The sequence below is a fragment of the Microbacterium enclense genome, from assembly GCF_004022425.1.
GTDB classification, from domain to species: domain Bacteria; phylum Actinomycetota; class Actinomycetes; order Actinomycetales; family Microbacteriaceae; genus Microbacterium; species Microbacterium enclense_A.
In genome coordinates this window covers 1-9,294 of the sequence record NZ_RBZY01000078.1, presented here as the reverse complement: position 1 = coordinate 9,294, position 9,294 = coordinate 1, and the positions used below count along the sequence as shown (strand labels likewise).

The 9,294-nt window shown below is 69.6% G+C and carries 9 protein-coding genes; 6 read left to right on the top strand and 3 right to left on the bottom strand.

What is annotated here, in order from left to right:
* The 3 genes from D8Y23_RS15095 to D8Y23_RS15085 form a co-directional block, all read right to left on the bottom strand.
* Positions 1 to 502, bottom strand: a 502-nt coding sequence (locus D8Y23_RS15095) for an ATP-binding cassette domain-containing protein (protein WP_128218899.1), incomplete at its 3' end; no start/stop codon positions are given.
* Positions 495 to 1,160, bottom strand: a complete 666-nt coding sequence (locus tag D8Y23_RS15090) for an ABC transporter permease (protein ID WP_128218898.1) — start codon at positions 1,158 to 1,160, stop codon at positions 495 to 497. The genes D8Y23_RS15090 and D8Y23_RS15095, both read right to left, overlap by 8 nt.
* 94 nt (positions 1,161 to 1,254) lie before the next feature.
* Positions 1,255 to 2,130 carry an IclR family transcriptional regulator gene (locus tag D8Y23_RS15085; RefSeq protein ID WP_128218897.1) on the bottom strand — a complete coding sequence of 292 codons (876 nt, stop codon included), beginning with the start codon at positions 2,128 to 2,130 and terminating at the stop codon, positions 1,255 to 1,257.
* Positions 2,131 to 2,283: 153 nt separating this feature from the next.
* On the opposite strand from D8Y23_RS15085, the gene D8Y23_RS15080 reads away from it, so the two are divergent.
* From D8Y23_RS15080 to D8Y23_RS15055, 6 genes are all read left to right on the top strand, one after another.
* Positions 2,284 to 3,213: an NAD(P)-dependent oxidoreductase gene (locus tag D8Y23_RS15080; RefSeq protein ID WP_240663924.1), complete on the top strand. Its 930-nt coding sequence runs from the start codon at positions 2,284 to 2,286 to the stop codon at positions 3,211 to 3,213.
* On the top strand, positions 3,210 to 4,688 hold the full coding sequence (locus tag D8Y23_RS15075) for an NAD-dependent succinate-semialdehyde dehydrogenase (protein ID WP_128218895.1): 1,479 nt from the start codon (positions 3,210 to 3,212) through the stop codon (positions 4,686 to 4,688). Before D8Y23_RS15080 ends, D8Y23_RS15075 begins: the two co-directional genes overlap by 4 nt.
* 2 nt (positions 4,689 to 4,690) lie before the next feature.
* Entirely contained in the window at positions 4,691 to 5,470 is a 780-nt protein-coding gene (locus tag D8Y23_RS15070) for an SDR family oxidoreductase (protein WP_128218894.1), read from the top strand.
* 31 nt (positions 5,471 to 5,501) lie between these two features.
* Positions 5,502 to 6,965: an FAD-binding oxidoreductase gene (locus tag D8Y23_RS15065; RefSeq protein ID WP_128218893.1), complete on the top strand. Its 1,464-nt coding sequence runs from the start codon at positions 5,502 to 5,504 to the stop codon at positions 6,963 to 6,965.
* Complete coding sequence (locus tag D8Y23_RS15060; RefSeq protein ID WP_128218892.1) at positions 6,965 to 8,371, top strand: FGGY-family carbohydrate kinase; 1,407 nt, start codon at positions 6,965 to 6,967, stop codon at positions 8,369 to 8,371. Before D8Y23_RS15065 ends, D8Y23_RS15060 begins: the two co-directional genes overlap by 1 nt.
* A 172-nt stretch (positions 8,372 to 8,543) precedes the next feature.
* Positions 8,544 to 9,294 (top strand): AAA family ATPase (locus tag D8Y23_RS15055; protein ID WP_128218891.1); only part of this gene is annotated, 751 nt, incomplete at its 3' end.

Here is a 9,294-nt window from a genome sequence, read left to right as displayed (position 1 = left end):
GGGCGACGCCGACGCGCTGCTGCTGGCCGCCGGACAGCTGCCGGGGGTAGCGGGCGGCGAACTCGCCGCTCAGCTGCACGGTCTCGAGCAGCTCCTCGACGCGGTCGGCGGTCCGCTTCTTCGACCAGCCGAGCAGCTTCGGGACGACCGCGATGTTCTCGCCGATCGTCATGTGGGGGAAGAGCCCGATCTGCTGGATGACGTAGCCGATGTGTCGCCGCAGCTCATTCGGATTCAACGAGAGCACGTCGCGGTCATCGATGGAGATGGTTCCCGAGGTCGGCTCGATGATGCGGTTGATCATCTTCATCGTCGTGGTCTTGCCGCAGCCGGACGGGCCCACGAACATGATGAGCTCGCCCGGTTCGACCTCCATCGAGAATGCATCCACCGCGGGGACGGACTGACCGGGGTAGACCTTCGTCACGCCCTCGAGGCGGATGCCGACTCCCGACGATGCGTGCGCGTCGGCCGGTCGGGAAGTGGTGGTGGTGTCAGACACGGAGCCCCCTTGAGGTGGTGACGCGGGTGATGAGGACGAAGGCGGCGTCGATGAGCAGAGCGAGCAAAATCACGCCGAGTGTTCCGGTCAAGGCGAAGTTCAGAGCGTTGCGCGAACCCAGCGACGACAACCCCATGAAGATGAACTGACCGAGTCCGGGGCCGGCGACGTAGGCGGCGATCGCGGCGATGCCGACGGTGAGCTGCGCGGCCACGCGCACACCGGTCAGGATGATGGGCCACGCGATGGGCAACTGGACCGAGAGCAGGATGCGGGCGGGCGACATGCCCATGCCCTTGGCGGACTCCATGATGGCCGGTGGCACCTCGCGGAGCCCCACGACGGTGTTTCGCACGATGGGCAGCAGCGAGTAGAAGATCAGCGAGAAGACGGTGGGGGTCCAGCCGAGTCCGAGGACCGGGGTCAGGAGCGCGAGCAGGGCCAGCGACGGGATGGTGAGCGCCACTCCGGCGGCCGCGATCGTGACGGACCGCGAGACGGGGCGGTTCCACACGGCGATGCCGATCGCGATGCCGATGACCGCGGCGAGCAAGACGCTGAGCGCGACCACGGCCACGTGCTGCAGCACGAGCTCCAGAATGTCGTCGCTGCGGCGGCTCCAGAAGGTGAGGAGTCCGCCGAGGTCGAAGTCGGACATGCGTCGCACTCCTCTCCTCATCGAGATGGGCCGTGGATCACGGCTGCGGCTGACTGTAGGGCGGGGGGTTGATTATGTTCAACTGCCGTTGCATCTATGGCAACTGCGGGCGTTCAGAGTGAGACGATTCGAAGCCGATGGCGCGCGACAGGTCGCGGGCGCTGGATGCCACGAATCGCGCGAGCGCTTCCAGGCGATCCCCGATGCGGGTCTTGGGCGCGCTGACGTTCAGTGCCGCGACGATGCGGCCGGTGAAATCGCGCACCGGCGCGCTCGCGCCGACGACGCCGAGTTCGAGCTCCTCGTCCAGCAGCGCGTAGCCGTTCGTCCGAATTCGCTCGAGCTCCGAGCGGAGGCTGGCGAGGTCGGCGACCACCTGACGGTCGGGGGGTGGGCTCGGGAGGACGGAGAAGCCGGCCGCGTGCGGGGGGACAGGGCCGACGATCGCCTGATCCTGTCCGTGCTCGGCGTACCACCGCGCCAGGGAGTCCTCGTCCCAGTCGCTCAGCAGCACCCGACCCGACGGTGTGCGCCAGGCCGCCGTGGTGATGCCCTCCCAGCCCGTCGTGCGGAACTCGTGCGGGCTGAGTTCGCTGGCGATCGTCAGGACGTTCCCGCCGCGCAGGACGCACAGGTGCGTGGTCTCCCGCGCACGTTGCGCGACCCGGCGGAGGATCGGCTGGGATTCGCGGGTCAGGGTGCTCTCGACGGTGAGGGCTGCGAGCGCGTACAGTCGGGCGCCCAGGCGGTACGCCAGGGTGTTCTCGTCGCGGTCCACGATCCCGGCATCCGCGAGCGTGGCCAGGCTGCGCGAGACGACGGCCTTGTCGCGCCCGGTGATCTGTGCGACTCGCGAGACGCCGAGACCACCGCCGGAGACGGCCTCGACGGACCCGAGGATCTCGAGGATCTCGACGTCGCGGGCGAGGCCCGAGGAGTTCCGGCGGGGAGCCGTGATGTGATCTGCCATGCGCCGAACCCTAGCGAGTTGCCATATACACATCAAGAGGTGCTGATAGGGCATCATCGCTCTATCGTTGCGGTGCGGTCGCCGATGGCGGGCTCGAAGACGAGAGCCGCAGAGGTGCACCGCCCCCGATCCACGATCTCAAGGACTGGTCCCGTGACGAAGCGCACACTCACCGTCGGATTCATCGGCCTCGGCAGTATGGGCAGCGGAATGACCCGCAACCTGCAGGCATCCGGCTTCCCCCTCGTCGTCACCGACGTCCGCCCCGAGGCGGCCGCCGACGCCGTCTCGCGAGGTGCCGTCTGGGTCGACACGGCGGGGGAGGTGGCATCCCGCTCGGATCTGGTGATCACGATGCTCCCCACCCCGCGGCACGTCGACCAGGTGCTGCGCGGGCCCGACGGACTCCTGGACGCGCTCCCGGCGGGGGGAACCTGGATCGACATGTCCACCTCGGTGCCTGAGGTCGCGGACCGCGCCCGTTCGGACCGCCCCGATCTCCATGTGCTCGATGCGCCGGTGAGCGGCATGTCGGTGGGAGCGGCGAACGGCACCCTACAGATCTTCATCGGCGGCGAAGCCGACGACGTCGACCGCCTCCGCGATGTGTTCGAGGCGATGGGGGAGCCCGAGCGCATCCTGCACGTCGGCGGCCACGGCTCGGGCTACGCGGTCAAGCTCATGATCAACCAGCTCTGGTTCTCGCACCTGATCGCCACCGCCGAAGTACTCGCCGTCGGCGTGAAGGCGGGCGTCGACCTGGAGGTGCTCCGCCGCGCACTGGTCGCCAGCCCCGCGAACAGCAACTTCGTCGAGCATGACGTGCTGTCGATCCTCGACCACGGCGACTACGACGAGGGCTTCGCCCTGGCCCTCGCCTGCAAGGATCTGGGCCTGTCCGTCGACCTGGCTCGCTCGGTCGGGATGCCGTACGAGCTGTCCGGACTCGTCGACCAGCAGTTCCGCCGCGCCAAGGCCATGTACGGCGACCGCGCCGGTGAGATGGCGCCGTTCCGGCTGTACGAGGACCTCCTCGGTGCGCCCCTGCGTCGTGCCGCGGCGAACGCGGAGGTCGCACGATGATCGACGAGCGTGCCTTCGTCGCGGGCCTTCCCACCGACCTCTTCATCGACGGTGCGTGGCGACCGGCGTCCGACGGTGCCCGGTTCGACGTCATCGACCCCTCGACCGGAGACGTGCTGGCCGCCGTCGCCGACGCGAGCGTCGAGGACGGCGACGCGGCGCTCGCCGCCGCCCACCGTGCCCAGGAGTCCTGGGGTCGGACGCCCCCGCGCGAGCGTGCCGAGATCCTCCGCCGGGCGTTCGAGCTCGTCACCGCGCGGACGGAGGACTTCGCTCTCGCCATGACCCTCGAGATGGGCAAGCCCCTGGCCGAGGCGCGCGGCGAAGTGGCCTACGGCGCGGAGTTCCTGCGCTGGTTCAGTGAAGAGGCGCCGCGCATCTCGGGCCGGTACTCGGTCGCTCCCGACGGCCGCAATCGGTTGCTCGTCGTGCAGCGTCCGGTGGGCCCGTGCCTGTTCATCACACCGTGGAACTTCCCCCTCGCGATGGCCACACGCAAGATCGCCCCCGCGATCGCGGCCGGCTGCACGATGGTGCTGAAGCCCGCGGCGCTCACCCCTCTCACGGCTCTGCTGCTCACCGAGGTGCTGCGGGAGGCGGGACTCCCCGACGGCGTGCTCAACGTCATTCCGACGACCCACGCCGGGGCGGTCACCGGTCCTCTCGTGCGTGACCCCCGGCTTCGCAAGCTCTCGTTCACGGGCTCGACCGGCGTCGGGCAGCGCCTCATCGCCGACTCCGCGGCGCAGGTGCTGCGGGTGTCGATGGAACTGGGCGGGAACGCGCCCTTCCTGGTCTTCGAAGACGCCGACCTGGATGCCGCCGTCGACGGTGCCGTGCTGGCGAAGATGCGCAACGGTGGCGAGGCGTGCGTCGCCGCGAACCGCTTCCTCGTGCACGAGTCCGTCGCCGCCGAGTTCACCGAGCGGTTCGCCGCGCGCATCGGCGCTTTCGTGCCCGCGCGCGGCACCGATCCGACCTCGACAGTCGGTCCGCTGGTGGACGCTGCCACGCGCGACAAGGTGGCCTCGCTCGTCGACGGCGCCCGGGCGCAGGGCGCGCGGGTGGCCGTGGGAGGGTCGCCCATCCCCGGGCCGGGCTACTTCTACCAGCCGACCGTGCTCGTGGACGTTCCCGCCGACGCCGACATCCTCCGCGAGGAGATCTTCGGCCCCGTCGCCCCGATCCTCACGTTCCGTGACGAGGACGAGGCCATCCGCTTGGCCAACGACACCGAGTTCGGCCTCGTCTGCTTCGCGTACACGCGCGACCTCGATCGGGGCCTTCGGCTGGCAGAGCGGCTCGAGACGGGCATGCTGGGTCTGAACGCGGGGGTCGTTTCCAATCCCGCCGCCCCCTTCGGCGGTGTCAAGCAGTCCGGTCTCGGCCGCGAGGGCGGGGCCGAAGGCATCCACGAATACCTCGAGACCGTCTACGTCGGCATCGCCGACCCGTTCGCCTCCCGGAGCGCCTGAGCATGGACATCAGCGATTTCAGCACGGACTTCTTCTCCCTCGCGGGGAGGACCGCGATCGTGACCGGGGGCAACGGCGGCCTCGGTCGCGCGTTCTCGGTCGCTCTCGCCGCGGCCGGGGCGAACGTCTTCGTCCCGTCCCTCGCCGACGACGACGGCGAGACGGCCCGGATGGTGGAGCAGCACGGTCGTTCCTACGCGTTCCGGCAGTCGGACATCACCGCCGACGGCGAGCCCGAGCGGATGGTGCGCGCCTGTGTCGAGGAGTTCGGCGGAGTGGACGTTCTCGTCAACTCCGCCGGCATCAACCTGCTCAGCGACGACGTCGTTGCCTTCGACCGGGCCAAGTGGGACCCGATGATCGCGGTCAACCTCACGGCCGCGTTCGACTTCGCCCGGGCGTCCGCCGCGGTCATGATCCCGAACGGCCGCGGCAAGATCATCAACATCGCCTCGCTGTTCTCGTTCCTCGGCGGACGCCAGTCGCCGGCGTACGCGGCATCCAAGGCGGGAATCGTCGGGTTCACGAAGGCGTACGCCGACGAACTGGGGGAGTTCGGCATCCAGGTCAACGCCGTCGCCCCCGGGTACTTCGCCACCGCCCTCACCGAGAAGACCCGATCGGATGCCGAGGCCGACCGTCGCATCGTCGACCACGTTCCCGCCGGCCGGTGGGGTGACCCGGCCGACCTGATGGGTGCGGTCGTCTTCCTCGCCAGCCGCGCCAGCGACTACGTCACCGGGCACACGCTCGTCGTCGACGGCGGCTACCTGCTCCGCTGACCCGATTCCGCTTCGATCAAGGAAGACCGACATGGCCGATTCCCGTTCCCCGCTGACCCGTTCCGACATCGCCGCCCGCTTGACCGACCTCCTCGGTGCCGACGCCGTCGACACCCGCGAGGCCGAGCTGCGCGAAGCCAGCGTCGACCGATTCAAGAAGTACTCCGCCGTCCACGGCATCTTCGACGGCCCGTTCCCCGCGGCCATCGCGTACCCCCGGTCGACCGACGACGTCGCGGCGGTGCTGCGATTCGCGGACGAGAACTGCATCGCCGTCGTTCCGCGCACCGGCCGCACGGCGACGGAGGGCGGCCTCGAGACCGTCATCGCCGACACGATCGTGCTCGACGGATCGCGTATGGATGCCACCTTGAGTATCAACACCGTCGACATGATGGTCACCGTGCAGTGCGGCGTGCCGCTGCAGCGCGTCGAGGACGAGCTGCGCGCGCTCGGCTACACGACCGGGCATTCGCCGCAGTCCAAGCCCCTCGCGCAGTACGGCGGGCTCGTCGCGACGCGCTCGATCGGGCAGTTCTCGACGCTGTACGGCGGCATCGAGGACATGGTGGTCGGACTCGAGGCGGTGCTGGCCGACGGCACGGTCACCCGGATCAAGAACGTGCCGCGTCGCGCCGCCGGCCCCGACATCCGTCACCTGATCATCGGGAACGAGGGCGCGTTCGCGTTCGTCACCGAGGTGACGGTGAAGATCTGGCCCTACACCCCCGAGAACAACCGCTTCTTCGGCTTCCTCACCGACGACTTCGGGGCCGGCATCGAGCTGCTGCGCGAGCTCGTGACGCAGGGGTACCGCCCCTCGGTCGCTCGCGTGTACTCGCCCGAGGACGCGCGTCAGCACTTCGCGCACTTCCACGAGGGCAAGAGCGTCGTCGTTCTGGTCGCCGAGGGTCCGCGTCGCCTCGCCGAGGCGACGGCCGAGGCCATCGCGGAAGCGGCCGTGGGAAAGCCGCTCGAGCGCGTCGACGACGCCCTCATCGAGCAGTGGTTCGACAACCTCAACTGGGGCCAGGACAAGATCGACCGCGAGAAGCGCGAGATGCTCGAGAAGGCGCACCTCGGCTACACCACCGAGGTGTCGGTCGACTGGTCGCGGGTCGTCGACCTGTACGAATCGGTGATGGCGCGCGTGCGCCGGGAGTTCCCGCGTGCCGCCGATCTGACGATGCTCGGCGCGCACTCCTCGCACAGCTACCAGACCGGCACCAACCTCTACTTCGTGTACGACTACGACATCCGGTGCGAGCCGCGCGAGGAGATCACCGAATATCACGAGCCGCTCAACGCGATCGTGGTGGAGGAGGCCCTGCGCCTGGGCGGCTCGATGGTGCACCACCACGGGATCGGCAAGTACCGCACCGCCTGGACGGGTGAGGAGCACGGCAGTGCCCTCGTGCTGCTCGAGCGCATGAAGGCCGCTCTCGACCCGAACGGGATCATGAACCCGGGCACGATCTTCGCCGTGGAGGGGTGATGCCGTTCGTCGTCGCGATCGACAACGGGTCGCAGTCGACGAAAGTGCTCGTCGTCGACGAAACGGGTCGGGTGCACGCGGAGGCGCGGGTGGGGCTGAAGCCGTATGCCTCCCCGGCCCCGGGCCGCAGCGTCCACCCCGACGATGACGTGTGGGACTCGATCGTGCGCGCGTGCCGCGTCGCGATGGAGCGTTTCGACGGCGACCCCGGCGAGATCGTCGGGGTCGGGTTGTGCACGATCCGTTTCTGCCGCGCGCTGCTCCGCGCCGACGGAACGCTCGCCGAGCCGCTGCTGAGTTGGATGGACGCGCGGGTGGGTCGCCCCCACGTGTCCTCCCCCGAGGTCGCGCACGTGACGACGTCGTCGGGGTACATCGCGCACCGGCTGACCGGGGAGTTCCGCGACGCCGCCGGCAACTGTCAGGGCGTGTGGCCGGTCGATCAGCACACGTGGCGGTGGTCGGATGCCCCGGATGCCGTCGCCGCCACGGGTATGGAGCGCTCGCTGCTGAGCGAACTCGTGGACCCGGGGGCCGAGCTCGGACGGGTGACCGACGGCGCGGCGGCGCAGACCGGGCTGCCCGCGGGCGTGCCGGTCTTCGCGACCTCGAACGACAAGGCGGTCGAGGCGCTCGGCGCCGGGCTGGCGTCCGACGCGGACGTGCTGCTGTCGTTCGGGACGTACATCGCCGCGATGACCGTCGCGGACGCTCCGGGCGCCGGCGCCGCGCACTGGGTGAACTTCGGCTCGCGCCCGGGCCAGTACCTCGCCGAATCGACCGGCATCCGTCGGGGGATGTGGACGGTCAGCTGGCTACGGGACCTGCTGCACCCGGACGCGCCCGCGGGCGACCTGTACGCCTTCGACCGAAGCCTGGGCGTCGAGGCCGAGACCGTTGCTCCCGGATGCGACGGTGTCGCCGCGGTGCTCGATTGGCTCGCGCCGGGTGACGAACCGCATCGCCGGGGGGCCTTCGTCGGTTTCTCGGGTGCCCAGGGTCGCGGGCATCTCTACCGTGCCGTGCTGGAGGCGATCGCATTCACGATGGCCGACCACGTCGAGGACATGGAACGCGAGCGGGGCGTGGCGGCCGAGGGCGTCATCGTCACGGGCGGTGGGGCGCAGTCGCGACTGCTCGTGCAGGTCGTGGCCGACATCCTGGGTCGTCCCGTGCGCCGGGCGCTCGTCGACGACGCCGCTGGCATCGGGGCCGCCATCTGCGCCGCGGTCGGGTCGGGGGTGCATCCGGACTGGGACGCGGCCGTCGCCGCCATGGCGGGAACGGGGGCGCCCGTGCTCCCCGGTGACGACGCGGTCACCTACCGTGCTCTGCGGCCCTGGCACCGTGGCATCCGCTCGCGTGTCGCGGAGCTGTCGGACTGGATGGTGACGGTCCGCGCCTGAGGCGATGGTGGTGAGAGAGCATCTCGCCGACAGGACGACGGCACCCTGCCGCCGCGATGTCGGAGGGATGCTCTTCGCTCTTCTCTTCGGGAGGGCCATTGCTGACCCCGGGGGCGACTGCTAAACTTGAGCCAACGCAACTCAAGTTTGCGACAGATTTTCAGGAGAAGCCATGAACGCCACGCAGCAGCCGGGACAGGAGGACGCGCGCAGCGCCCTCGAGCAGTTCGGTATCAACCTCACCGACCGTGCTCGCCAGGGCAAGCTCGACCCCGTCATCGGGCGCGACAGCGAGATCCGGCGCGTCAGTCAGGTGCTCACCCGCCGCACGAAGAACAACCCGGTCCTCATCGGCGAGCCCGGCGTCGGCAAGACCGCCGTCGTCGAGGGGCTCGCGCAGCGCATCGTCGCGGGCGACGTCGCCGAGAGCCTCAAGAACAAGGAGCTCGTCGCGCTCGACATCTCGGCCCTCGTCGCCGGTGCGATGTACCGCGGTCAGTTCGAGGAGCGACTGAAGAGCGTCCTGAAAGAGATCACCGAGTCCGACGGCCGCATCATCACGTTCATCGACGAGCTGCACGTGCTCATGGGCGCGGGTGGCGGTGAGGGGTCGGTCGCGGCATCCAACATGCTGAAGCCCATGCTCGCCCGCGGGGAGCTGCGCCTGATCGGCGCGACCACGCTCGACGAGTACCGCGAGTTCATCGAGAAGGATGCCGCGCTCGAACGCCGCTTCCAGCAGGTGTACGTCGGCGAGCCGACGGTCGAGGACACCATCGCGATCCTCCGCGGCCTCAAGGAGCGCTACGAGGCGCACCACAAAGTCGCGATCGCCGACGCGGCGCTGGTCGCTGCGGCATCCCTCTCCAACCGGTACATCCCGTCGCGGCAGCTGCCCGACAAGGCCATCGACCTGATCGACG

Coding starts and splice junctions, on each gene's coding strand:
- D8Y23_RS15075 (WP_128218895.1), top strand. CDS start 3,210: ATGATCGACGAGCGTGCCTTCGTCGCGGGCCTTCCCACCGACCTCTTC.
- D8Y23_RS15065 (WP_128218893.1), top strand. CDS start 5,502: ATGGCCGATTCCCGTTCCCCGCTGACCCGTTCCGACATCGCCGCCCGC.
- D8Y23_RS15070 (WP_128218894.1), top strand. CDS start 4,691: ATGGACATCAGCGATTTCAGCACGGACTTCTTCTCCCTCGCGGGGAGG.
- D8Y23_RS15060 (WP_128218892.1), top strand. CDS start 6,965: ATGCCGTTCGTCGTCGCGATCGACAACGGGTCGCAGTCGACGAAAGTG.
- D8Y23_RS15090 (WP_128218898.1), bottom strand. CDS start 1,160: ATGTCCGACTTCGACCTCGGCGGACTCCTCACCTTCTGGAGCCGCCGC.
- D8Y23_RS15085 (WP_128218897.1), bottom strand. CDS start 2,130: ATGGCAGATCACATCACGGCTCCCCGCCGGAACTCCTCGGGCCTCGCC.